General features: G+C 70.5%; 13 protein-coding genes. 7 read left to right on the plus strand and 6 right to left on the minus strand.

Annotated elements, in window-relative coordinates:
• Positions 1-191: 191 nt before the first annotated feature.
• The 7 genes from ACO2Q0_RS04460 to ACO2Q0_RS04490 all read left to right on the plus strand — a co-directional run bounded on the left by ACO2Q0_RS04460 (position 192) and on the right by ACO2Q0_RS04490 (position 17,327).
• Entirely contained in the window at positions 192-941 is a 750-nt protein-coding gene (locus ACO2Q0_RS04460) for a transaldolase (protein ID WP_423350270.1), read from the plus strand.
• A 44-nt stretch (positions 942-985) separates the two neighbouring features.
• Positions 986-1,717, plus strand: coding sequence for a nucleotidyltransferase family protein (locus ACO2Q0_RS04465; RefSeq protein ID WP_423350271.1), 732 nt, complete (start codon positions 986-988; stop codon positions 1,715-1,717).
• The gene (locus ACO2Q0_RS04470; RefSeq protein ID WP_423350272.1) at positions 1,714-2,280 is read left to right on the plus strand and encodes a D-glycero-alpha-D-manno-heptose-1,7-bisphosphate 7-phosphatase; all 567 of its coding nucleotides are present in this window, start codon (positions 1,714-1,716) and stop codon (positions 2,278-2,280) included. Before ACO2Q0_RS04465 ends, ACO2Q0_RS04470 begins: the two co-directional genes overlap by 4 nt.
• 4 nt (positions 2,281-2,284) lie before the next feature.
• Positions 2,285-2,905: an SIS domain-containing protein gene (locus tag ACO2Q0_RS04475; RefSeq protein ID WP_423350273.1), complete on the plus strand. Its 621-nt coding sequence runs from the start codon at positions 2,285-2,287 to the stop codon at positions 2,903-2,905.
• Between the two features lie 7 nt (positions 2,906-2,912).
• Positions 2,913-3,917, plus strand: a complete 1,005-nt coding sequence (locus ACO2Q0_RS04480; protein WP_423350274.1) for a hypothetical protein — start codon at positions 2,913-2,915, stop codon at positions 3,915-3,917.
• A 436-nt stretch (positions 3,918-4,353) separates the two neighbouring features.
• Positions 4,354-12,876 (plus strand): SdrD B-like domain-containing protein, encoded by an 8,523-nt coding sequence (locus tag ACO2Q0_RS04485; RefSeq protein WP_423350275.1) that lies wholly within the window; start codon positions 4,354-4,356, stop codon positions 12,874-12,876.
• On the plus strand, positions 12,876-17,327 hold the full coding sequence (locus ACO2Q0_RS04490; RefSeq protein ID WP_423350276.1) for an OmpA family protein: 4,452 nt from the start codon (positions 12,876-12,878) through the stop codon (positions 17,325-17,327). The genes ACO2Q0_RS04485 and ACO2Q0_RS04490 overlap by 1 nt, the downstream gene beginning before the upstream one ends.
• Positions 17,328-17,349: 22 nt before the next feature.
• Here ACO2Q0_RS04490 and virB11 read toward each other — a convergent pair whose 3' ends face one another.
• The 6 genes from virB11 to ACO2Q0_RS04520 are packed head-to-tail and all read right to left on the minus strand — an operon-like array spanning position 17,350 to position 24,664.
• The gene (gene virB11 / locus ACO2Q0_RS04495) at positions 17,350-18,345 is read right to left on the minus strand and encodes a P-type DNA transfer ATPase VirB11 (RefSeq protein WP_423350277.1); all 996 of its coding nucleotides are present in this window, start codon (positions 18,343-18,345) and stop codon (positions 17,350-17,352) included.
• Positions 18,342-19,508: a TrbI/VirB10 family protein gene (locus ACO2Q0_RS04500; protein ID WP_423350278.1), complete on the minus strand. Its 1,167-nt coding sequence runs from the start codon at positions 19,506-19,508 to the stop codon at positions 18,342-18,344. Before ACO2Q0_RS04500 ends, virB11 begins: the two co-directional genes overlap by 4 nt.
• On the minus strand, positions 19,505-20,287 hold the full coding sequence (locus tag ACO2Q0_RS04505) for a TrbG/VirB9 family P-type conjugative transfer protein (protein WP_423350279.1): 783 nt from the start codon (positions 20,285-20,287) through the stop codon (positions 19,505-19,507). The genes ACO2Q0_RS04500 and ACO2Q0_RS04505 overlap by 4 nt, the downstream gene beginning before the upstream one ends.
• A complete protein-coding gene (locus ACO2Q0_RS04510; protein WP_423350280.1) occupies positions 20,284-21,006 on the minus strand; it encodes a virB8 family protein in 723 nt (240 codons plus the stop codon). Before ACO2Q0_RS04510 ends, ACO2Q0_RS04505 begins: the two co-directional genes overlap by 4 nt.
• Complete coding sequence (locus ACO2Q0_RS04515; RefSeq protein ID WP_423350281.1) at positions 21,003-22,250, minus strand: type IV secretion system protein; 1,248 nt, start codon at positions 22,248-22,250, stop codon at positions 21,003-21,005. Before ACO2Q0_RS04515 ends, ACO2Q0_RS04510 begins: the two co-directional genes overlap by 4 nt.
• Positions 22,250-24,664: a VirB4 family type IV secretion/conjugal transfer ATPase gene (locus tag ACO2Q0_RS04520; RefSeq protein ID WP_423350282.1), complete on the minus strand. Its 2,415-nt coding sequence runs from the start codon at positions 24,662-24,664 to the stop codon at positions 22,250-22,252. The genes ACO2Q0_RS04515 and ACO2Q0_RS04520 overlap by 1 nt, the downstream gene beginning before the upstream one ends.
• Between the last annotated feature and the right edge of the window lies 1 nt (position 24,665).

The raw sequence follows: 24,665 nt of genomic DNA on the forward strand, positions 1-24,665 counted from the left end.
AAGCCTCACTATGCTGCACTGCAACCTTTAGTTAAGTCGATACACCAATCAGTGGAAAACACGGCGCTAGCGATCAACTTGAGAGAAGCGCGCCCCAATTTGAGTACAATCAACGCGCGAACAACACTGTTCGCAGACTTTTCTTCATCATCAAAGCCCCGTATTTCCACGCGACTTTCGGGGACGGGTAGATGATGATTCAGACCACGACTGCGATGGCCACGGTGACCCCGTGCGGTCCCGCCGGCATCAAGATCTTCGCCGATGGCGCGAGCGTCGCCGATTTCGTGCGCCTCCACGACGAAGGCCGGGTGACCGGCTTCACCACGAACCCGACCCTGATGCGCAAGGCGCAGGTCACCGATTACGAGGGCTTCGCCAAGGAGCTGCTCGCGCAGATCACCGACATGCCGATCTCGTTCGAGGTGTTCTCCGACGAGCTCGAGGAGATGGAGCGCCAGGCGCGGAAGATCGCCAGCTGGGGCGATAACATCTTCATCAAGATCCCCATCACCAATACGCGCGGCGAGAGCACCCTGCCCATCGTGCGCCGCCTGTCGCACGACGGCGTGAAGGTGAACGTGACGGCGATCCTCACCCTGCCCCAGGTCGCGGCCACCCTCGAGGCGCTCGATCCCCAGACCCCGGCGATCGTCTCCGTCTTCGCCGGCCGCATCGCGGACACCGGCGTCGACCCGATGCCGATCATGCGCGCCGCCGTCGCCATGGCGGCCTCCCGCCCGAAGGCGGAAGTGCTGTGGGCCAGCGTCCGCGAGGCCCTGAACATCTATCAGGCCGAAGCCTGCGGCTGCCACATCGTCACCTCGACGCCCGACGTGCTGAAGAAGATGGAGATGGGCGGCAAGGACCTCGAGGCCCTGTCGCTCGAGACGGTCGCCATGTTCCGCCAGGAAGCCGTCCAGGCGGGCTACACGCTCTAGCGTACCGCCCCGCCGCCAAGCGGCGGGACCCCGGAGATCCGAACGTGACCAAGGCTCTGGTGCTGGCGGCGGGCCTTGGAAGCCGCATCCGGGGCGTGACCGGCGCGGTCCCCAAGCCTCTTGCGCCGATCGGCGGCGCGCCCATCCTGGCGCACAACCTCGCCTGGCTGGCCCGTTCCGGGATCGACGAGGTCTGGATCAACCTGCACTACCAGGGCGATTTGATCCGCCACGCCGTCGGAGACGGGGCGGCGTTCGGCCTCAAGGTCCACTATGTGTTCGAGCCGGACCTGCTCGGCACCGCGGGGGCGCTTCGCAACCTGCCGCCTGCCGCCGAGGAGCCCATGTGGGTGGTCTACGGCGACAACCTCGTTCGCTTCGATCTCGCTGCCCTTGAAGCCGCCCATCGCGCGGCGAAGGCCGAGGTTACGATCGCGCTCTTCGACCCGGACACTCATGCCAACACCGGCATCGCCGGCGGGCGGGTGCGGCTCGCCGCTGACGGCTCGGTGGAGGCCTTCGTCGAGGGGGCGGCCGCGACGACCGGCCTGGTTAACGCAGGGGTCTACCTCGCCGAACCCACGGTGCTGGACCTCATCCCCCCCGGCCGCCTCGTCGACTTCGGCCGCGAAGTCTTTCCTGCAATGCTTGCGCAGGGCCGCCGTCTGCGCGGCCACGTGATGGAACCGGCCGGCTTCTGCCTGGGATTCGACACCCCCGAGAGCTTCGCCAACGGCCAGGCCCTGATCGCCCGCGGCGCCGTCGACCTGTCGTGACCCCCGCCGTGTTCCTGGACCGGGATGGCGTGCTCAACGCCATCGTCCGCCGTGGGGAGACCATCTCCTCGCCCCGCACGCCGGAGGAGCTGGTCCTCGAGCCGGAGGCGGAATCGTCCCTGCGCGCCCTCAAGCGCCGCGGCCTGCCGCTGTTCGTGGTCACCAACCAGCCGGACGTGCGGCGCGGCCTGATGACGCCGGCCGCCCTGGACGAGATCCATCGTCGCCTCCGCAGCGCTCTCCCGGTCGACGACATCGCCGCCTGCCTGCACGACAACGCTGACGCCTGCGCTTGCCGCAAGCCCAAGCCGGGGCTGCTGCTGGACCTCGCGCAGCGCCACGGCATCGACCTCGCCCGAAGCTGGATGGTCGGGGACCAGGATCGAGACATCGCCTGCGGCCGCGCAGCAGGTTGCCGCACCATCCTGCTCCGCCGTACGTATAACTCCGGATTGGCGGCGGAAGCCGACCTCGTGGTCGAGAGCCTCTCCGAGGCCGCGGCCGCGATCCTGGCCGCAGATCCAGACCCCGCCCAGCGGCTGGGCCCAGAGCACGTGGAGTGACCCGATGTTCGCCGACAGGTTCTTCGATGCCGCCGCCGAGGCTATGGCCCAGCTCGACCGCGAGGCGGTCGAGCGGATGGCCCACGTCCTCGCCGACGTGCGCGACCGCGGCGGCCGACTGTTCCTGCTGGGCGTCGGCGGAAGCGCGGGCCATGCCAGCCACGCCACCAACGACTTCCGCAAGATCTGCGGGTTCGAGGCCTATTGCCCGACGGACAACGTCTCGGAGCTCACGGCGCGCATCAACGACGAAGGCTGGGAGGGGGCTCTGGCGGCCTGGCTGACCACCAGCCGCCTGCGGGCCGAGGACGGCCTCCTGATCTTCTCGGTCGGCGGCGGCTCCGTGAACCCGCCTGTGAGCGCGAACCTCGTGCGCGCGATGGAGCTGGCCAAGGCGCGCGGCGCGGCGGTCACCGGAATCGTGGGCCGCAACGGCGGCTACACGGCCGAGGTCGCCGACGCCTGCGTGGTGATCCCGACGGTCGATCCGGAGCTGGTCACGCCTCTGGTGGAAGGTCTCGCCGCCGTGGTCTGGCACATGCTCGTGTCACATCCGGCGCTGGCCCAGAGCAAAGGCCATTGGGAGCTGGTCGCCGCGGGCGCGCGTCAGGCGGTCAACGGCTGAGCCGACGATGATCTGGACCCGCACACCGCTGCGCGTCACCCTCGGCGGCGGCGGCACCGACCTGAAAAGCTACTATCAGGGCAATGGCGGCTTCATCTTCGCCATGGCGCTCGACAAGTATATCCACGTCGGCGCCCACCGGCCGCTCTACGACGAGCGCGTCGTTCTGCACGGGCCTGACGCCGAGGCCGCGCCGACATCGCGGGATATCCGGCACAAGCTCGTGCGCGCCGCCCTGACGAGCCACGGAATAGACGATCGGTTCGAGATGGCCTCGCTCGCCGATATCGTCGGCGGCACGGGGCTCGGCTCCTCGAGCTGCTTCCTCGTCGGGCTCCTGAACGCGCTGCACGCGCTGAAGGGGCAGTCGCCCTCGCCCCAGGCGTTGGCCGAGGAAGCCTGCACCCTTGAGATCGACGTGCTGCAGCAGGGGATCGGCAAGCAGGACCAGTACATGGCGGCTTTCGGAGGGCTCACCACCCTCGACATCGCCCCCGACGGCGAGGTCCGCGTGGGCTCGGTGGCTCTGGACCGCGAGACGGAAGCCGCCTTCGTCGCCCACACCCACATCTACTACACGGGCCGTCGGCGGGACGCCGGCGTCATCCTCCAGGATCAGAACGCCGCGATGCTGGGCGCCGAGGCGCCGAAGCATGCCACGGTGGCGCAGAGCCTCGACGCCATCAAGGAACTCGGCCACCGCATCCTGGCGACCTGGCGCGCCGGCGACCTGGAGGGCTGGGGCGGCCTCCTGCACGAGCACTGGCTCAGCAAGAAGCAACTTTCCTCGAAGGTGAGCTGGCCGCACATCGATCAGCTCTACGACCATGTCCGCGCCAACTACGGCGTCACCGGCGGCAAGATCATCGGGGCCGGCGGCGGCGGCTTCCTCATGCTCTTCACCCCCGGACCCGGGGCGGAGCTGGAGGCCTACATGGCCAGCTGCGACATGCCCCGGCTGCACTACGCGATAAGCCGCACGGGCTCGGAGGTCCTGTCGGCCGCCGCGTGAGCCGGCGCCGGTCACGCGCCCCGGAACTCCCCACGACGCCGCCGGCCGGGGCAGCTTTTACAATTGTTGACAGTTCCAACTCGCGTGGCGCGGGAATCCAGCCGCGCCAGATGGAGACGCGCGGAGCTCTCCGCCTTCCCATCTTGGCACAGTCGCCCGCCAGGTCCCGAACCGAACCGGCGTCCAGCGCGGCATAAGGTCCTGCGGCGCCTCCGAACCATCGCCGAAACGGCAGCCTAGATCATTGTTTTTGCTGCAGAACGACCGCCCACGCGCTGCTGGCAAGGTCTTCGCATCGGCATGCCCCAGACACCCCTCGGGGCCTGCAACCTAAGGTCGCTGTAGGCGGCCGGGGACGGCCACTAAGGGTGAATGAAAACTTAAGAACGCCGCCGCCGGGCGACCGGTCAGGCGGCGACACAAGGTGTCGGGGTTAGTGCTGACTAGGACGCGGACATCTCGAGCGATCGGGCTCAGCCTGCTCGTGCGGCTGATGCTGACGGCCGTGCTCTGGTGCATGGCCGCGCCGGCGTTCGCGCAGCTGACCGTCTCGATGACGGTCCCGCCGCCCTATACGCCAAACATCCAGCCGGGCGACACGACCGCCCTGCAGATCACCATCACCAACGGCAATCCGAACGCGGCGATCACCGGGACGGGCTTCTCTCTGAACCTGCGGTCGAACGCGAACTCGCAGATCACCATCGTCGACGCTGGCAAGGGCAACGGCGGGGTCGACGCGTTCCGCTGCGCCGATGGCGACACCGCGCTGCCCGCCGGGAACAATGGCGCGGGCCTTGTGTCGGCGCCCGCGGGCGGAACGACGATCACGCTCTCGGGCGCCACCATCCCCGTTCGCGCCCAGCCGCCGAACAGCACGGCGGGACGCTGCGTGCTCACCGTGCTGGTCACCTCGACGCTGCCGGGCGGCAACGACGTGGTGATCCCGGCGGCGGCCGTCACCGGCAACGACGGCGCGGCCCAGAGCAACAGCCAGGCCGCGCCGCAGACGATCACGCCGGCTGCGTTCACCGCGCCGACGATCAGCAAGTCCTTCAACGTGCCCTCGATCGTCCTTGGGAGCACCGCCACCGCGACGCTGACCATCCAGAACAACAGCAGCGTCGCCAGCCTGCCGCTGAATGGCGCGTCGGCCACCCCGGCCTACGGCGTCCGCGACACACTGCCCGCCGGCCTGGTCGTCGCGCCCACGCCCAATCCCACGGTGAGCCCCGGTTGCGGCGGCGCGACGGTGAACGCTGCAGCAGGCGCGGGCTTCGCGGAGGTCGTGGGAGGCAGCATCGCCGCCGGCGGAACCTGCGTCGTCACCTTCGACGTCGCCGCCACCAGCACCGGCACGAAGGTCAACACCATCGACCGGCTGACTGATTTCCACAGCGTGCGCGGCGTGCCGCCGGGCGCGAACGCATCGGCTTCCATCAGCGTCAGCTCGTCCCTGGCGGTGACCACCAGCTTCCTCCACGACCCCGTCGCCATCGATCAGGAAAGCGAGTTCACCGTCCGCTTCGAGAACCTCGGCGGCGTCGACCTGACCCAGAGCGGCGTCTTCACCGACATCATCGGGCGGTTCGACATCAGCGAGACCGGACCCCAAGGCGATCCGGGCGAGGGCCTGATCATCCAGGGGACGGCTCCCGTCAGCATCACCAACTGCCCGGGCGCCAGCATCGTCGTGGCGCCGAACGGCAAGTCGTACGACCTCTCAGGCGTCACCTTCGCGGCCGGCCAGACCTGCACGATCACGTTCAAGTACCGGGGCATCATCACCGTCGACACGCGCGGCGCCGAGACGTTCACCCACTTCATCATGCCGGGCGCGGTGCAGACCACCGCCGGGGTCACCAACACCCTCTCCAGCGCCAGCGTGAACGTCTACAAGAGCCTGCTCGCCGACAAATACCTGCTGGACGCTGGCGGCAATCCGATCACCGATCCCGCGCTCGTTCTCGGCGGCGGTCAGGTGGTCCGCTACAAGCTGACGATCGGCAACTTCGGTCCCCAGGCGGCGCTCGTGGTGACCGATCGCCTGCCCGGCGGCATGCAGATCCTGAACGTGCCGGGCTTCCAGCCGACCTACCAGGGCGACACCGCGGACTGCGCCAATGTCACGCTTTCCGGTCCGGCCAACCGCCCCGTGTTCACATACGCGGGCTTCCCCGGCGCCACCACCTTCGACGCCAAGCGCTGCGACATCTTCTTCTACGCCCAGGTGCCGCTGAGCCTCCCCGACGGGACGGACCTGCGGAACATCATGGATCCGTGCGACTTCCGCATCGGAACCACCACACTGCCGAACCCCACCAGCGGCGGCGCCGACCCGTCGGCCGGAACCGGCGCCTGTGCGCTTCGCGGAACGGGCACCGTCGGCGGCTTCGCCGCTCCGGTCTCGATCAGCCAGCAGTTCTCGACGCCGACGGCAGCCACCGGCTCGCCGGTCCGGCTCACCTACACGTTGGTCAACCTCGGCGGCACCGTTCTGCAGGACGCCGCCTTCACCAACGCCTTCCCGTCCGGCCTGCGCGTCGCCGCCGTCCCCAATGTGGCCAGCACCTGCGGCGGGACGTTCAACGCGGTGGCCAACGCCACGAGCGTCTCCCTGACCGGCGGCTCCGTCGGCCCCCGCGCGAACGGCGGCCTCGGCACGCCCTATGGCAGCTGCACCATCGCCCTCGATGTCACCGGCACGCCGGGGGTCTACACCAACACCATCGCGGGCGGTGGCTTCACCGGCCTGCAGACGCAGCCGTCCGGCCCGCCGCTGCCGATCGCCAGCGCGGGCCAGCCGGTGAACGCGACCATCACCTTCGAGGCGGCGCTCAACACCTCCAAGAGCTTCCTGCCGGCGACCATCGCCAGCGGCGGCCAGTCGCGGGTGACGATCACCCTGCAGAACGCGAGCACCGGTCCCTACAACAACATCCAGCTCACCGACCCGCTACCCGCCGGCATGGTCGTGGCGCCCACGCCAAACGCGGCGACCACCTGTCCTGGAGCGCCTGTTGTGACGGCGGCGGCGGGCGCCTCGAGCGCCTCGCTCTCGGGCGTGATCCTGGCCGCGGGTCAGGTCTGCGACCTGCAGTTCAACGTCGTGGCCACCGGCGGGTCGAACTGGGAGAACCGCATCCCGGTCGGCGCCATCACGGCCGACGGCGGGATCAGCAACGTCACGGACATCGTCGCCACACTGAACAACAGCGCTTCGGCCAGCGTGACCGTGGTGAACGCCACCCTGCCCTCTTCGCTGACCGCGCCGGGCCAGACCTCCACCCTCACGGTCACCCTCACCAATCCGGGCTCAGTGACGCTGACCAACCTCGGCCTGACCAACTACCTCACGGCCAACGGGCTGCAGGGCGGCGCGCCGCAGGGCTTCGTCATCGCATCCAATGCCAATCCGGTGACCACCTGCGTCGGCGGCACGGTCACAGTGCTCGACAATCGCAGCTTCCGGCTCAACGGCGCGACCCTGGCCGGCGGCAACCAGTCCTGCACCTTCCAGGTGGACGTCACGCTGCTGGAGCTGGGCACCCGGACGAACATCATCCCAGCGGGCGCGGTCCAGAACGACCAGAACATCACCAACACGGCCCAAGCCACGACGAACCTGGCGCTGTCCGGCGACATCGGCGTGGTGAAGCAGTTCAGCCCGACGGTCGTGCGCCCCAACGTCCCGTCGCGGCTGCGGGTGACGGTCTACAACCTGCTGACCACGGCGGTGCAGAACATCCAGTTCACCGACACCCTGCCCGCAGGACTGGTGATCGCCCCAACCCCCAATGCGACCACGACGTGCGCCGGCGGCAGCATCACGGGCGCGGCGGCGGGAGGCACGACGATCGGCCTGACGGGCGGGCAGCTCGCCGCCTCGGCCGGCGTGGCTCAGATCTGCCTCGTTGAGGTGGATGTCGTCTCCGCCACCCGCAACGCTTACGTCAACACCATCGGCATCGGCGGCGTGACCGGAACGACCAACGGCGGCACGCCGGTACAGAACGTCGTCGAGGCCGAAGCCATCCTGCAGGTCCGCGACCCGGTGGTGATCACCAAGGCCTTCGCCGACGACGAGCGCACGCCCGGCCAGGCGAACCTGCTCACCATCACCTTGGCGAACCCGAATTCGGTGGCGCTCACCAATTCGAGCCTGGTGGACAACTTCCCCGCCGGCGTCACCGTCGCCCCGGCGCCCGCGCCGGCGGCGAGCACCACCTGCCCCGGCGGCGTCGTCAGCGCTCCGGTCTCGGCGACGAGCGCGGCCCTGACGGGGGCGACGCTGCCGGCGAACGCGAGCTGCGTGGTCACCGTCTGGGTGCGCAGCAACACACCCGGCGCCTACGTCAACACCATCCCCGCCAACAGTCTGTCGACGCTGATGGGCGTGACCAACGAGCTGCCGACGAGCGACCAGTTCCTGGTCAACGAGCCGCCCGCCGTCGCCAAGTCCTTCGGACCGCCGGCGATCGCGGCCGGCGGGGTCTCCACCCTGGTCATCGCCCTGACGAACAACAACGTCGGGCCCGCGACCCTGACGGCGCCGATGACCGACCTGCTGCCGGTCTCGCCCGGGGCTATCCTGGTTGCTCCCGCGCCCGCGGCCACCAGCACCTGCCTCGGGACCGCCTTCGCGCCGACGGCGGGCGCAGCCTCGGTGACCCTGCCGGCGGGGGCGATCATCCCGGCGGGCGGCTGCCAGCTTACGGTCGACGTCACGGGCGCCGTCCAGGGGACCCACGTCAACACCATCGACGCCGGGGCCCTCGTCACCAACCGCGGCGTCAACGTCCAGCCGGCGACGGCCAATCTGTCGATCAGCCCGCTCGGCGTGATCAGCGGGCGCGTGTTCCGAGACCGGAACCTCGTCCCGAACGGCCTGTTCGACGGCGCCGACACCGGCCTGGCGGGCGTGACGCTGACCCTCACCGGTCTCGACTTCGGACCGGATGGGACCCAGGGCACCCCCGATGACGTTGGTACGATCGCGTCCCGGAACACCACCACCGACGCCTTGGGCGCCTTCGCCTTCACAGGGCTGAACGCCGGCCAGTATACGGTGACCCAGGCCAGCCAGCCGGCGGGCACCGTCAACGGCATTACCACCGCTGGCTCCATCGTCGGCGCCGGCGGCGGCGCGACAGGCGCGGCCAGCAACCCCACGGCCACGTCGAGCGTGGTCGCCAACATCCGCCTCGGCTTCGCCGCCAGCCAGGTGGACAGCTCGCCCAACAACCTGTTCGCCGAGGTTCCGGTCTCCAGCCTGGCGGGCGTCGTGTTCCTGGACCTCGACAACGATGGGCTGAAGGATCCGGCCGACCTGGCGCTCGCCGGCGAGTCGATCGAACTGCTGGACGGCGGCGGAGCTGTGGTCGCAACGGCGGTGACCGACGCCGCCGGAGCCTACGCCTTCACGAATATCGGCCCGGGGACCTACACCCTGCGTCAGCCGAACCAGCCGGTGGGCACCACCGACGGCATCGTGAGCCCTGGAGCCGTCGGCGGCGGCGGCTCGCCCGGCGTCGTCGCGGCAGGCCCCAGCCGGATCCAGGGCTTGATCCTGCCCCCCGGGGCAGCTTCCACGGGCAACAACTTCGCCGAGCGGCCTGCCGGCCGGCAGATCTCCGGCCGGGTCTATCTCGACGTCAACAACAGCGGCGTGTTCGACGGCGGCGACACCGGCATCCCCGGTCAGACCGTGGTGCTGACCGGGACCGACATCAACGGTTCCGTCGGACCGGTCAGCCAGCTCACCGACGCCGCTGGCCAGTACATCTTCACCAACCTGCTGGCCGGCACCTATACGCTCACGCAGCCCGCCCAGCCGGCGTCGACCCTGAGCGGCCCGACAAATCCGGGCAGCACGGGCGGCCTGGGCAGCGACCCCGCGGTCACGCCCTCGACGATCGGCGGCGTCAACCTGACCGGCGGCGCCCTCGTGTCGACCGGGAATAATTTCGGCGAGCGCAGCGCCGCCCCCTCCGGCCCGGCGCCGATCCCGAGCAACGGGTCGATTTCCGGTCGCGTCTTCATCGACCTCGACGACGACGGTCAGCCGAGCGCGGGCGAAGCCGGCCTGGCGGGCGTCAGCCTGCGCCTCACCGGCCTGGCCAGCAACGGAACGCCGGTGGACCTGGCGGTCTTCACCGACGCCGAAGGCGGCTACCTGTTCGCCAACCTGCCGCCCTCGGGCGCAGACGGCTACACCTTGGCCGAGACCCAGCCCGCCAGCCATGCCGACGGCAAGACGTCCGCCCCCTCCGGCGCCCTGGCTTCGGCCAAGCCCGTTGCGGCGGGCGCGCAGGATACGGTGACGGGCATCGCGCTCGGCCCGGATGAGGCCCGCAGCGGCTATAATTTCGGCGAGCGGCCGCCCGGTGCGGCTGTGCGCGGCCGGATCTATCTGGACGCCAACGCCAGCGGCGCGTGGGACGCCGGCGACACAGGCCTTCCGGGCGTCGCCATCCGCCTGACCGGGACAGACACCGCCGGCGCCGCCGTGGACCGGAGCCTCGTGACCGACGCCGAAGGCCGTTACGCCTTCTCGGGCCTGCCGGCGAGCGGGGCCGCCGGTTACACCGTGACCCAGACCCAGCCCGCCGCCTATCGCGACGGCGTCACCCTCGTCGCCGCGGGGCAGCCCGGTACGGCCGCCTCGACCAAGCCCGTCGCGGCGGGCGACGCGGACCGCATCACCGGCCTCGTGCTCGCCGCCGGCGACGACCGGCCGGGCTACGACTTCGCCGAACTCAATCCCGGCGCCGAGTTGACCGGCTACGTCTTCATCGACGCAGACGACGACGGCGCGCGCGACGTGGGCGAGACCGGCATCGCCGGCGTGCCGATCCGGCTTTCCGGCGCGGACGCCACGGGCGCCGCCGTCGACCGCACCGTCCAGACCGACGCCGCGGGACGCTTCCGTTTCGCAGGCCTGCCGGCCAGCGGCGCGGCCGGCTATACCCTGACCGAGCTGCAGCCGTCGGGCGTGCGCGACGGGAAGACCGGCCCCGGCCAGGGCCTGCCCGGCCAGGCCGTCAGCGGCAAGCCGGTTGGCGTCGGCGATCAGGATCGGATCACCGGCATCGTCGTGGGCGCCACCTCCACCCTCGCCGACTACCTTTTCGGCGAGATCGGCGTCCCGCAACTGAAGCCGCCCATCGTCAACGGCTACGTCTACTTCGACCGCGATCGCACCCGCGTGCGGCCGACCGACGGCACGGTCGTGGGCCAGGCCGGCTGGACGGTGATCCTGCGGCAGAACGGGACGGTGATCTGCACGACCACCACCGATAGCCGCGGCTTCTATCAATTCGACAACCTGCACTGCCCGCCCTACGAGGTCAGCGGCCTGCCGCTCGGCCCGGGGTACTCGATCACCTTCGAGAAGGATGGCGGCGGTCTGCCGGCCGAGCCCACCTCGGGCGGCAACCGCGGGACCCCCGTCAGCCGCCAGATCCTCAACATCACCCTCGGCCCGGCCGATCAGGTCGTGGAACAGAACCTGCCGCTCGACCCGGCCGGCGTGGTCTACGACGCCCAGACCCGGGCGCCGGTGCGCGGGGCGGTCGTGGTCATCAGCGGACCCGCCGGCTTCGATCCCGCCACCCACCTGGTCGGCGGCCTCGCCGCCCGCAGCCAGGTGGTCGGCAGCGACGGGATGTACCAATTCCTGCTGCAGAACGGCTTCCCATCCGGCGTCTACACGCTCGCCGTCACGCCGCCCGAAGGCTACCGCCCGGGCCCCTCCACTCTGTTGCCGCCCTGCACGGGGACGCTGAACGTCGGGCCGATCCCCAGCCCGGCGCTGGTTCAGGCGGGGCTCACCGCGCCCTCGGCGGCCGTGACCTCGCAACTCGACCCCAACGCCTGCCCGGGGCTGGTCCCCGGCGGTGCGAACACCACCCAGTACTATCTGGCCTTTGGGATCACCAACGGCGGCTCGGCCGACATCCTGAACAACCACATCCCGCTGGATCCCTTCGCCGGCGCCCTGCTGATGGTCACCAAGACCACGCCCATGGTCACGGTCTCCCGCGGCGACCTGGTGCCCTACGTCATCACCGTCGCCAACCCGCTGCCGACAGCGCTGACCGGGGTCCGGGTGCGCGACCAGCTGCCCGCCGGCTTCCGCTATCGGGAGGGCAGCGCCACGCGTAACGGCCAGAAGGCCACGCCGGTGGTCTCGGGCGGGACCGTGGATTGGCCGGTCGAAGACTTCGCGCCCAACGAGAAGAAGACCTACGGGCTGATCCTCGTGGTCGGCGCCGGCGTCGGCGACGGCGACTACGTGAACCGCGCTTTCGTGGGTCGGCCCGCGGCCGCCGACCCGCTGTCGAACGTCGCCACGGCCAGCGTCCGCCTCGCGCCCGACCCGACCTTCGACTGCGCCGACGTCATCGGCCGCGTCTTCGACGACGCCAACGCCAACGGCTATCCCGACGCCGACGAACACGGCATCCCGGCGGTGCGACTGGCCGCGCCCAACGGCCTGCTGATCACGACCGACGCGGAGGGACGCTTCCACGTCCCCTGTCCGGCCGCGCCGGACCCCGACCGGGGGTCCAACTACACCCTCAAGCTCGACGCCCGCACCCTGCCGACCGGCTTCCGGGTCACCACCGAGAATCCACGCGAGGTGCGGCTGACGCGAGGCAAGATGGCGCGCCTCAACTTCGGGGCCACCATCCATCGGGTCGTTCGCATCGAGCTGACGGACGCCGCCTTCGCCGCGGGCGGGCTGGACCTGCTGCCGACCTGGCGGGCACAGCTCGACGCCCTGCCCCGGACCCTGCTGGAGCGTCCTTCGGTCGTACGGATCGCCTATGCGCCCGGGGCCGACGCCGCCCTGCGCAAGGCTCGCACCCGGGCCGTCCGCGAGCAGCTCGCCGCCGCCTGGTCGAAGCTGAAGGGCGCCTATCGTCTGGAGATCGAAGTGGAGGAGACGCGCTGATGCCGGCCTCCTCCAAGACCCGCCTGATGGCCGCCGCAAGCGTGTTCTGCCTCGCCCTCGCCGCGCCGGCCTCCACCGCCGCGCTGCAGGCGGCCGGGTCGCGCGAGCCGCAGGGACGCCGCCTCGACCGCAGTCAGGTGCGCGTCGCCCCGCCCGGTCCCAACACCGAGCGCGAGGACCGCGCCTTTGCGCCGCTAGGCGGTTCGGCGGCCGTCGTCCGCGAGATGCGTCCGTTAAGCGTCCCACCGGCGTCTCCCGCACCGACCCTGCCGCCGCTGGTGATCAGCGACCGCGTCGTCGGCGCCGGTTTCGCGTCGGGCCGGGCCGACCTGCGCCCGGAAGCGCTCGCTGAACTCCAGGCCCTCGTCGCCCGGGTCCGCGGCAAGCCCGGTCTACGGTTTGAGATCGTCGGCCACACCGACAACCAGCCGATCTCGGCCCGCCTCCGCCCCGTGATGCCCAGCAACCAGGCGCTGTCGGAAGCTCGCGCCGCGGCCGTCGCACGGCACCTGGCCCAGGCGCTCGAGATTTCGTCGGCGCAAATTGCCGTCTCCGGGCGCGGCGAGAGCGATCCCGCCGCAACCAACGATACGCCGGAGGGCCGGGCCGCGAACCGCCGGGTGGTGATCCAGGTCTGGTACGAGACGCCCGCTCCGGTCCCCGCGCCGCCGCCGCCACCGACGCCCCCACCGCTTGCGCCTGTGGTCACCGCTGACCCCTGCGCGCCGGCGGCGCCCGGCGGCCAGCCCTTCGCCATCAGCATCGACGGAGTCCCCCAGACGGGCGACACAACCCAACAGGAGGCCGACCGCCAACGCTGCGTGGACGTCGCCCTGCAGGAATCCGACATCCAGGTCCGCTACGATCCGCTGGACGCCGCCCGCAGCCTCAACGTGTGGCCGGCCACGGGCGTGGTGGGCCGTGACGGCGCCGTCACCTGGCTGACCCAGGCCAATTACAGCTGGTGGATCAAATCGGCCGAGGTGCGGGTGTTCACCTCCGGCCAGACGACGGACGATACGCCTGTCGCCGTCCTGCCGGTGGAGATCGGCCAGCCGGTCACCTGGCGTCCTCCGGCGGACGTCGGCGACACGATAGGCTATGTGCTGCGGGTTTATGACGCCGAGGGCCGGTTCGACGAGACGGCGCTCAAGACCGTCGACCGCCTCGACATGCCCGCGCCTCGGCAAGCCGCCGAAGCGGCGTTGGCCGGCTGGGGCGAGTCCAGCCTCAAGCTCAGCAACATCCCGCTCGACGGCGCGGCGGTCACGGTGAGCGGCAAGGGCGTCGCGCGCGACCAGACGGTCTCGGCGCTCGGCGCGGCGGTCCCCGTCGACGCCGACGGCGCCTTCGTGGTGCGCCAGATCCTGCCGGAGGGCGCGCATCAGGTGGAGGTGGAGGTCAAGGGCGCCGACGGCGTGGCCCAGAGCTTCGCGCGCAACCTGGCCGTGGCGCGCAAGGACCTGTTCTACGTGGTCACCGCCGAGGTGACCGCGGCCAAGGGCCGGACGACCGGTCCCGCCGCCCTGGTGACCGGCGACGACCGCCGCTACGACGACGCGGACACGCTCGACGGCCGGATCGCCTTCTACCTCAAGGGCAAGGTCCTGGATGACATCCGGGTGACGGCCAGCGCCGACACCCGCGAGCAGCCGATCGGCGACCTGTTCTCCAACTTCGCGCGCAAGGATCCCGACTACCTGCTGCGCCGGATCGACCCGAACCGCTACTACCCGGTGTACGGCGACGACAGCACGGTGGTGGACGACGCCCCCACCCAGGGAAAGTTCTACGTCCGGGCCGAACGCGGCGCCTCGCACCTGCTGTTCGGCAACTTCCACACGGCCTGGACCGGCACGGAGCTCACCCAGTACACGCGGGGCCTGTACGGCGGTCAGCTGGTCTGGAACTCCGCCGAGCAGATGGAGACCGGCGAGCGCCGCACGCGGGTCGAGCTGTTCGCCGCCGAACCCGGCACGCTGCAGTCGCGGGAGGAGTTCCGCGGCACCGGCGGCTCGCTCTACTACCTGCGACGCAAGGACCTCACCGAGGGCTCGGAGCGCATCTGGGTCGAGGTGCGGGACGCCGACTCGGGCCTGGTGCTGCAACGGACCCTGCTCGAGCCCGCGCAGGACTACGAGATCGACTACCTCCAGGGCCGCTTGACCTTGCGCGCGCCCCTGTCATCCACCGCCGAGGGCGGCGGCCTGGTCGCGGCGTCGAGCCTCGACGGCAACCCGGTCTACCTGGTGGCCTCGTACGAATACGTCCCGGGGCTGACCGAGGTGGAAGGGGCCGCCGTGGGCGTGCGGGCCAGCCACTGGCTCAACGACGTCCTGCGCCTGGGCGCCAGCCACTACCGGGAAGGCGATGACGCGGCCCGCCACGAGTTGAGCGGGTTGGACGTCACCATCCGCCGCAGCGCCGGCAGCTGGCTGCGGGGCGAGGTCGCCCGCTCGGAAGGCGCTGGGACCGGGGCGCTTACCTCCCTGACCGGAGGGTTCGACTTCAGCCAGAACACGGCCGCGACCCGGCGCAAGGCTGACGCCTGGCGGCTGGACGCCGCGATGGACCTGAACGACTTCATGGCCCGGGCTCGCGGCCGGGTGACCGCCTACGCCCAGCAGCGTGACGCCGGCTTCTCGGGTCCAGGCCTCCTCACCCCCGGCGGCGAGGGGCTGCGCCAGGAAGGCGTGGCGGCGGTCGTGCCGATCGCCGAGCGGGCCGAGATCGCAGTCAAGGCCGACGCGCTCAAGGCGGGCGACGCCCGCGCCGAGAGCGCCGAGGCGGCCGTGCGGGTGAAGCTCAACGACGAATGGGGCCTGTCCGCCGGCGTGCGGCACGACGACCGCACGCTGGGCGCCAGCGGTCTCGGCGGCCTGCAGAGCGCAAGCCCCACCCTGAACCGCAGCGGTGAGCGGACCGACGCGGTTGTGCGGCTGGACTTCCGCCCCCTCGCGCCTGCGCAAGCGGCTTCGGAGACTGGCCCGGCCGCCCTGCCGCCCCCCGCTCCCGCCACCGCAACCCTGGCGACCTCCATCCCGGGCCTTGTCGGCTCCGCCCCGGGTCCCGCCGGCAGTCTTCTCGCGACCACGTCACCTACTGCGCCCGGCGCGCTCAATCCGCTCGACGATCCCGCCGCGACGGTGGGTGTCGCGGCGACGCGGACGCCTGGGCTGGCCTACCGGCCCTACAATCTCTACGCCTTCGCGCAGGGCACCTTGGCGCGCACCGGCGACCGTGAGGCGAACGACCGTGCGGGCGTGGGCCTGGGCTGGCAGGTGAGCGAACGGCTGCGTCTGGGCGCTCAGGTGTCGGACGGGACCGGCGGCGTCGGCGGCAAGCTTTCCACCGACTACGCGCTCAACGACCGCAGCACCCTGTACCTGACCTACGCGCGGGAATCGGAGTCGCCCGAGCTCAACTACGGCGGCCGCCGCGGCGTGCTGACGGCCGGCGGACGTACGCGCCTGACCGACCAGCTCGGGCTCTTCGCCGAAACCCGCCAGGCGTCGGGCGAAGGCCCCTCCAGCCTCACGCGCGCCTTCGGCGTCGACTTCGCGCCGGCGCAGGCCTGGACCACCGGCGTGAAGGCTGAGTTCGGTCGTCTCAGCGACAGGCTCTCGGGCGACGTTGACCGGAAGGCCGTCAGCCTCAACCTCGGCTACAAGGACGAGCGGCTGAAGGCGGCGACGGTGCTTGAGCTTATCCGCGACGAGACCACCCGGCTGGGGACTGCGGACGGATCGTGCGCCGTCGCGGCCACGCCTGCGGCCAGCCCCTGCGTCGCGCCGGCGGGCTCCGATACTCGCGAGACCGTGCTGTCGCGAACCAGCCTCAGCTACCAGGCGACGCCGGATTGGCGGGCGCTCGCGGCCCTCAACCTGTCGCGCAGCGCGTCTAGCGAAGGCGCCTTCTACGACGGCGACTATACTGAGGCCGTCCTCGCAGCCGCTTACCGGCCGGCCGCCGGCGACCGCCTGAACGCCCTCTTCAAGTACACCTACTTCTACAATCTGCCCGCCAGCAGCCAGATCGATGGCTCCCGCGGCCGGCCGATCGACTACACCCAGCGCAGCCACGTGCTGAACGTCGACGCGATCTACGACGTGACCTCTTGGCTCTCCCTCGGCGCCAAGTACGGCCTGCGTATCGGCGAGCTGCGGGACTCTCGCACCGGCGGCCCCTGGTACGACAGCCAGGCCCAGCTCCTGGTGGGCCGCGCCGACCTCCACTTCGTGCGCGAATGGGACGCCACGCTCGAGCTCCGGAACCTGCGGGTGAAGGAGACCAAGGACGACCGCACAGGCGCGCTGGTGGCCATCTACCGTCACGTCGGAGACAACGCCAAGGTGGGCGTCGGCTACAACTTCACCGACTACTCCGACGACCTGACGGACCTGTCCTACCGCAATCGCGGCCTGTTCCTGAACGTCCTCGCCAAGTTCTGACGGCCGCCCGCGGGGCCGCCATCTAGTTGAACGCGACCTCCGAGACGATCCGGCGTCCATTGAGCCGGCGGAGCTGGACCGCAACCTGCACCACCCCCCGCACGTACTCGATGATCTCGCTGCGCTGCAGGTTGGAGCCGGCCTGAAGCACCATCAGCGCGATCTGCTCCACCGCGGCCGCGGGCCCGTCGGCATGCACGGTGGTCAGCGACCCTGGGTGGCCGGAGTTCACTGCGCGCAGGAAGCTGTAGGCCTCGGCCCCGCGCAATTCCCCCATGATGATCCGGTCCGGACGCAGGCGAAGCGACGCCTGCAGGAGATCGTCGGTGCTGACGCTCGTCTCGCCCAACCGCCCGCGCACCGCGACCAAGCCGACCGCGTTGGCGTGGCGAAGCACGAGCTCGGGCGTGTCCTCGATCAGCACCAGCCTTTCCTCGGCGGGGATTTCCCTGAGCAGTGCATTCAGGAACGTCGTCTTGCCCGTAGAGGTCCCACCCGAGACGACGATGTTCTTCCGGGCGAGAACGGCCGCCTTCAAGAACGCCCCGATGCGGCCCTCGCGCAGATGCGCGCGGAGCTGGGCGTCGGCGTCCGGCGGAGCGTCCAAATGCGCCATCCGAACCTCGGCGAAGGCGCCGGCTGCCTCGTAGTCGTCGACGCCCAGATCGCTCACCACCTGCTTGCGGATGGCGATGGCCATAGGCCCCCTCGTCGCTGGCGGAGCGACGATCTGCACGCGCGGCCCGTTCGGCAGGGTGGCCGCCAGGAGCGGGTTCTCGCGGTTGACCCCCTGATGCGAGGCGGCAGCGATCTGTTCCGCCAGCCGCCGCAGCGCGGTGTCGGTCAGTTCGGGGGCGGCGAAGCGTTCCGGCGGGCGCCCGAGGGTCTCGATCCAGATCTCGCCCGGAGCATTGATCATGATGTCGGTGACGTCGGGGCGCTCCAGCCAAGCCGACAACGGCCTCAGATAAGCGGACAGGTAAGCGCCGCGCTCCATCGAGATCGTACGGGCGCTCACGGCGGGGCCGCCCCGACCGAGGAGAAGTCCAGATCCCGCGCGACGAAGATGCGGATCGCGGTGCCCTGCGCCACCCGGATCGTCGGCGAGATCGCCTGAGGAGAAGATGCAGAAGACGCAATGGAGCTGGCGTCCTGCGACGAGCCGATGACGATCTGGGCTGCCGGCGGCCCCGCCGCCGCCGCGACGCCGGCGTTGATCACCGACAGCAAGATCGAGCCGCCGAAACGCTGCAGGAAATGGCGGTCGACCTTGCCGGCCAGACCTGCCCGGCCGAGCTCGTCGGCGCCGGACGAGCCGATCTGGATCGAGGCGCCGTCGGGCCGCAGGATACGGGTCCAGATCACGAAGGCGCGCGAGGCGCCAAGCGCCTGCGCATTGCGGTACTGGCCGATCACCCGACTGCCGCGGGGGATCAGCACGGTGCGCCCGTCGAAGCTTCGCACGTCGCGGCTGACCACCGCGCGGGTGAAGCCTGGGAGATCCGAATTGAGGGCGGTTTCGAGCACCGCCGGGATCATCGCGCCTTGCGCCACCACGGAAGAGGTGTCGTGCAGCATCACGGCGCGCGATCGTTCGGCGGGAGCCGCCTCGGCGCGGGCCGCGAACTGCTCGTCGGCGTTCTGACCGGGGCCGCGACCAGCGTCGGGCTGCGAGCCTGCCTTGGCCGGAGGGACCCCGGGGTTCGGGCTGTCGCCGAAGTCGATCACCAGAATCGGCGCCAGACCCCGCGGATCGCCCATCGGCCTGGCGACTGCGGGCGCCGGAGCTGGCGGTGTCGGCGGCGGCGCGGGCGCCGGCTCGAACGTGATCGGCGGAGGCTCCGGGAACGGCTCGGCGACGAACTCCGGCGCCGGTTCGGAGGGCGGCGCCAACGCCACCCCCCGCGCCGCAGCCTGCATCGCCAGGAGCTCGGGCGGCGGGGGCGGAGGAGGAGCCGGAGCGGCGGCGGCGCCTGACGGCTCCACCCGCATCGAGGGCGGCGACGCCGTTCGATGGGTCGAAAGGCCGACGAACACGACTAGCCCGACGAGCCCCGCGCCGACGCCGATGAGCCAGCCGCCCCGACGTCCGCTTCCGCCGACCGCCGGGCGCGGGTCGCCGTCGAATTTGATCGGCGCCGCCTGCCGCGGCGGGGGAGGAAGATCGAAGGCGTCGCTCATGGCCTCAGGCCTCGAAGCGCGGACCGTCTACGGGAGCTCGCCGGCCTCGGCGACCCGGCGACCGGGGCAGGTTCGCGCCAGGCCTCGTTGATCAGGACGGTGACGTCCTTGCCGTTGCGCAGCACGAAGCGGGGCGCAACCTGTTCCACCACCTGGAAACCGTCCCGAACGCTGTAGTTGACCAGACTTTCACCGCCGTCTGGGGACGCCAGGAACAAGGCCGGCACCGACACGGCGTCGGGCCAGCGGAAGTAGGTGAAGCGGCCGTCGTCGAACACCACGGCGGGCACGATCGCCCGCGATCCGGTGTAGCTGTAGGCGGTGTTGCGCCGTTCAGGCGGCGCAGCATCGTCGGCGGGTTGCTTCTCCTCGGGATAGGTGAAGCGCATCACGTAGGGCGCGGCCGTGGTCCCGTCGGCAGGGCGCGCATTCAGGTCGAACAGATAGGCGCGGCGGTCGCTCACCACCGTCATGTTCGTCTGGGTGGCCCTGTCCATCGGCTTGAGGAAGAGCAAGGTCGCCGCCTTGTTGGGAGTCACCTGCCAGGATGCGCCATCGCCGATCGAGACGTTCTCGATCCGCTCGCCAGGGGCGAACTGGATCATGATCTGAAAGCCGAAGGCCGCGTCCACCCGCACGACCTGATCGGGATCGTAAGGAACCACCAGGATGCGCGGATCTTGCAGGTTGGCGACCGGAGCCGGCGCATCCGCCGCCGCCGCGCTGGCCGCTATGACCAATGCTCCCAGGAAGGAGAGCGCGACCGCCGTCGACTTCATAGGGGCAGGTCCGCCATCGCGGCCGCCGCGCCTGGCGCAGTTTCGGCGTCGCGCCGATAGCGCGTCACCTGGAAGCCCAGCGGATTGGCCAGCCGCTCGCCCATGCGGGCCGGCGCATTGCTGTAGCGGAACGCGATCACCGAGGCCCAGGCCTCGGGGGGCGCGGGCGGGCCGCCGGCCTCGCTGCGGACAGTGTCGAACCGGACGAGGGCCGTCGTCGGGCTGAGGAGCGAGATGCTCTTGATGGTCGTGGACACCACCGTCGTGGGCCCGTTGACGTTGAGGGGGCTCTCCGGAGTGGATTTCTGCATCAGCCGCACGTAGTCCGCGCGCGCCGACCCGGCCGACTGGACCAGCACCTTGCGGTAAGCATCCCGAAGGTCCGTCGCGTCGAAGGTCTCGCGCGCGAGCACGTACTGCGCGAGATTGGCCTGGGTGACCGCCAGATCCTGGGTCAGCGGACCTTTCGCCAGAGGCTGCACCGTTTCGACGTAGCCGGTCTGACGATCCACGCTGATGGTGTAGGGAACGACGGTCTTCAGCGGCGCGAGGGCGGCGAGCGCCACGGCCTCCAGGGCGGCGATCGCCACGGCCGCGGCGGCGACGATCCAGGCGAGCTTTCGGGACGCGCGCAGCGAACCGTGGATGTCGGCCGCCCAGCTCCCGGCCTCCTTGTAGTAGCGCTCGCGCGCAGCCTTGTCCGCACCGGGGCCGTTCATGCTTCACCTCGCAGGCCACGGCCAAGGCGGGGCTGAGCGTTGCGGCGCGGCGCCTGACCCAAACGGACGTCCGGAGCGATCCCATCGCGCGGACGGGACCCTGACGCCGCTGGCCCTTCGCTGCGGTCTTGGGGCACGGACAAGGCGGCGACCGACCGCGCGAGCGTGGTGGCGGTGCGGCGATCCTGGGAGACCGCCGCCGCGGCGACCCGCTCGGCCCGGGTCTGAGTGGCGGGAGCGGGCGTCTGCCGCCGCTCGACCGCCTCCTGCCTGGCAGGCGGTCGTGATGCGCGCGGCAACCGGAAGCCGGTGGCGATCACGCCGGCGGCGATGCTGAGGCCGAGCGTGGCTACGGCGAGCACGACGACCAGGATCAGCACCCCGTAGGCAACGCCCGGCATGTAGGTCCGCGTCTCGCGCATCGTTTCGATGGCGGCGAGCGCTGGCGAGAGCAAGGCGAGACCGAGACCCAGGACCAGGGTGGTCGACAGCGGCGCGAAGGCGAAGCCCAGCGTCGCCCGCAGCCACCCCTCGAACAGTCCGCGCGTCGCGTCGAACAGGAACAACGCGAGGAAGATCGGCCCCAGCCCCAGAAGCAGGCCAAGCGCGATCTTGGACGCGAGCAGGACGCCGAGAGTCGAGATCAGGAGGATGATGGCCGAGCCCTGCAACAGGAGGGAGTCGAACCCGGGCTTGCTCAGGAGGCTCGACACCCCGACGCCTGTGGAAGGGGAAGCGGGCGCCGGCGCGGGAACGCCCGCCATGGGCAGCTGCGGCTCGGCTGCGGCCGGAGAGCCGGGCGGCGCCGCCGGCGAGAAGGCGGTCAGGTTGTCGAACGCGCGCTGGAGGCCGCTGAAGACGTCGCCGCCATAGGCCGCCCCGGAGGCTCCGAGGTTGTGGAGGATGGCGGTCCCGATCTGCTGGGGTCCGTCGAACAGCAGGCGATAGACGACGGTCTGGTACGTTCCCCATTGGGTGGCGAGCGCGACGACCGCGCCGATCTTGACCGCGGAGAGCGCCAGCTCGCTGACGTTCATCGGCGACCGGCCCAGCAGCAGACGGTAGCCGATCAGCGCCACATAGACGGTGAGCAGCACCGTCAGGACCGACGTGAAGGTCCCCGAGGGCGTGAAAAGGGCGTCATATCCCGAGCGGGCCAAGGTCCCCACGCGGCAGTCCGTCGAGCGCAGGAGGCTGGAGACCAGCGGGTCTTCGGGGCTCGGGAGCGGGCAGGCTTGAGGCATCAGGCGAGCCCCTCCACCAGGCGCGGCAACCACGCCTCGGGCGCGTCGCCGTACTTCGCGCGCAGGGTGTCGAGCTCGCGCACCGCGCTCTCGCGCCCCGACAGAACCTTCAGGAGGCCAGGCATGCCGGAGAGGTTCAGCCGCGCCACGACGCTGTCCGCGCCATGCTTGATGAGGAAACAGCGCGCGCTGTCCGGCAGGGTGCGCACCAGTTCGAACTCGTGATCGGTCAGGCCGAAGCCCGTGCAGTAGTCGGAGCGCTGCGCCTTCGGATTGACCATGAAGATCTGCGTCGCCGCCTGCTCGATGATGGCGGAGGCGATGCGGCTGGTGAGCGCATCAGCGGCGCTCTGGGTGGCGAAGCCGACGATCCCGTTGCGCTTGCGGATGGTCTTTTCCCAATCCTTGATCCGTTGGACGAAGACGTCGTCGTCCAGCGCCTTCCAGCCTTCGTCTATGACGATGATCGAAGGCGTGCCGTCGAGCCGCTCCTCGATCCGGTGGAACAGGTACATCATCGCCGGCGTGCGCGCGGCCGGATCATCCAGGATCTGGGTGAAGTCGAAACCCACCGTGCGGGCGTCCAGGTTCAGGCTGTCGTGCGCCTCCCCGGCGGTGGGCGGCGGGTTGTCGAACAGCCAGGCCCGCTCGCCCTCGCCGTGCCACGGGGCGAGCCGCGCGGCGAGATCCCCTGACGATGGCCGCCGCCCGCCGCGGAACAGCTCGGCGAACCAGCGCAGCTGCCGGTACTCCGCCGGCTGGGCGAAGTTGGCGTCCACCGCCTCCGCGATGGCCGCCATGTCCTCCACGTCCAAAGCAGGCCCGGACCCGCTGACAAGCTTGGCGGTCCAATCGATGAGGAAGCGCCGGTTGGCAGGCGTTTCGGGCAGGAGCAGGGGGTTGAAGCCGGTCGCCGCGCCGGGCCGCAGGATCGCGTAGGTCCCACCGATCGCCCGCAGGAAGATCTCCGCGCCGCGATCCTTGTCGAAATAGATCGTCCGCGGCGCCAGCTTCTGGGCCTGCGCGAGCAGGAAGGCCAAGACGACGGTCTTCCCGGAGCCGGAAGGCCCGATCAGGGTGAAGTTGCCCAGGTCGCCGTGATGGAAGTTGAAGTGGTAGGGTCCCGCCGAGGTCGTCTCCAGCAGGGTGATGGCTGCGCCCCAATGCCCTCCCCTCGCCTGCCCCACCGGAAAGCTGTGCAGGCTGGCCAGACCGGCGAAGTTGGCGGACGAGATTAGCGCCCGCCGGGCGATATCCTTGAAGTTGCCCGGGAACTGGGCCCAGAACGCGGACTCCAGATTCACGTCCTCGCGGACGGCGATGATGCCGAGTTCGGTGAAGGCAGCCTGCACGTCGGACGCCGCCTCGGCCAGTTCGTCGAGGCTCTGCGCCCGGACCATGACGCTCAGGTGATGCTCGCCAAAGCTGGCTCGGCCGGCCGCGACGTCATCCTTCGCCGCCGTGAGGTCGCTCCGAAGCGTGAGCGCCTCGTCGTCCGCGGCCCGCATGCGGCGGATCGCCGTGTTCATGCGGTTCAGCGTCTGCTGGCGCTCGACGAAGGCGAAGCTCTCGGTCAGCACCATTTCGGCCGGCAACCGGAGAAGGTCGTCCAGCATCCCGGGAGCCGTCTGCCCGGGATAGTCCTTCACCGAGATCATCGCCGCGAAGCTGCGGGGCATGCGTCCCGCCGCCGACATCTCGATAGCCTCGGCGCCGAAGCTGATGCGGCGGTAGGGCAGATAATGGCCCAGGTCGGCTTCCGGCAGGCGCACCGGACCCAGTTCGCCGTTGTAGATCGTCGACAGGAACTCCAGCGGCTCGGAACAGGCGCCCTGCGGTCCGTCGTACACCGTGAGGAGCCGCGCGCCATAGGCCGACAGAGCCGAGACCAGGGTTTCGCGGGCTCCGTTCATCGCCGCCAGGTCACGACGCACGGCGGCTTCGGCGTCCTGCGGCGACGCGGCGGCCCGCATCCCGGAAAAGAGCGCCTCGAGCCAACCGATGCGTCCCTGCAGGGGGCGGCGAACGAGCGTGAGGAACAGGTCGTTGACGTAGAGCTGTCGCGTCGACAGGCGCTCGCGCCAGGCTTCGTGCAGCGAGCGGCTGAATGGATCCTCGTACTCGCCCTCGAGGGCTGGATCGACCCGGCGGCGGACCACGTGGTGGTAGAGCGCGAACCTTGAATCCGCCACTCCGCGCAGCATCGTTTCGCGGACGGTCTTCCGATAGTTCAGCTCCCGCGTTTCGGCCGTCTCGAACAGGAACCCGTCAAGCTTCAGCACCTGCAGGAGGCGGCCATCCCGGGTGACGATCGTCGCATCGTCCAGGTGGTGGGCGAACGGCAGGCGCGATCCGGCGGACTGCTCACGGTCAGCGCGGGGCTTGGCTATGCCGCCGGAGAGGGTGTCAGCCATG

The sequence above is a fragment of the Phenylobacterium sp. VNQ135 genome (genome assembly GCF_049445735.1).
Lineage (GTDB): Bacteria > Pseudomonadota > Alphaproteobacteria > Caulobacterales > Caulobacteraceae > Phenylobacterium.

Excerpts from the sequence above, each read along its gene's own strand:
- ACO2Q0_RS04515 (WP_423350281.1), bottom strand. The coding sequence starts at position 22,250 with ATGCCTCAAGCCTGCCCGCTCCCGAGCCCCGAAGACCCGCTGGTCTCC.
- ACO2Q0_RS04520 (WP_423350282.1), bottom strand. The coding sequence starts at position 24,664 with ATGGCTGACACCCTCTCCGGCGGCATAGCCAAGCCCCGCGCTGACCGT.
- ACO2Q0_RS04475 (WP_423350273.1), top strand. The coding sequence starts at position 2,285 with ATGTTCGCCGACAGGTTCTTCGATGCCGCCGCCGAGGCTATGGCCCAG.
- ACO2Q0_RS04460 (WP_423350270.1), top strand. The coding sequence starts at position 192 with ATGATGATTCAGACCACGACTGCGATGGCCACGGTGACCCCGTGCGGT.
- ACO2Q0_RS04480 (WP_423350274.1), top strand. The coding sequence starts at position 2,913 with ATGATCTGGACCCGCACACCGCTGCGCGTCACCCTCGGCGGCGGCGGC.
- ACO2Q0_RS04505 (WP_423350279.1), bottom strand. The coding sequence starts at position 20,287 with ATGAAGTCGACGGCGGTCGCGCTCTCCTTCCTGGGAGCATTGGTCATA.
- ACO2Q0_RS04510 (WP_423350280.1), bottom strand. The coding sequence starts at position 21,006 with ATGAACGGCCCCGGTGCGGACAAGGCTGCGCGCGAGCGCTACTACAAG.
- ACO2Q0_RS04500 (WP_423350278.1), bottom strand. The coding sequence starts at position 19,508 with ATGAGCGACGCCTTCGATCTTCCTCCCCCGCCGCGGCAGGCGGCGCCG.
- ACO2Q0_RS04490 (WP_423350276.1), top strand. The coding sequence starts at position 12,876 with ATGCCGGCCTCCTCCAAGACCCGCCTGATGGCCGCCGCAAGCGTGTTC.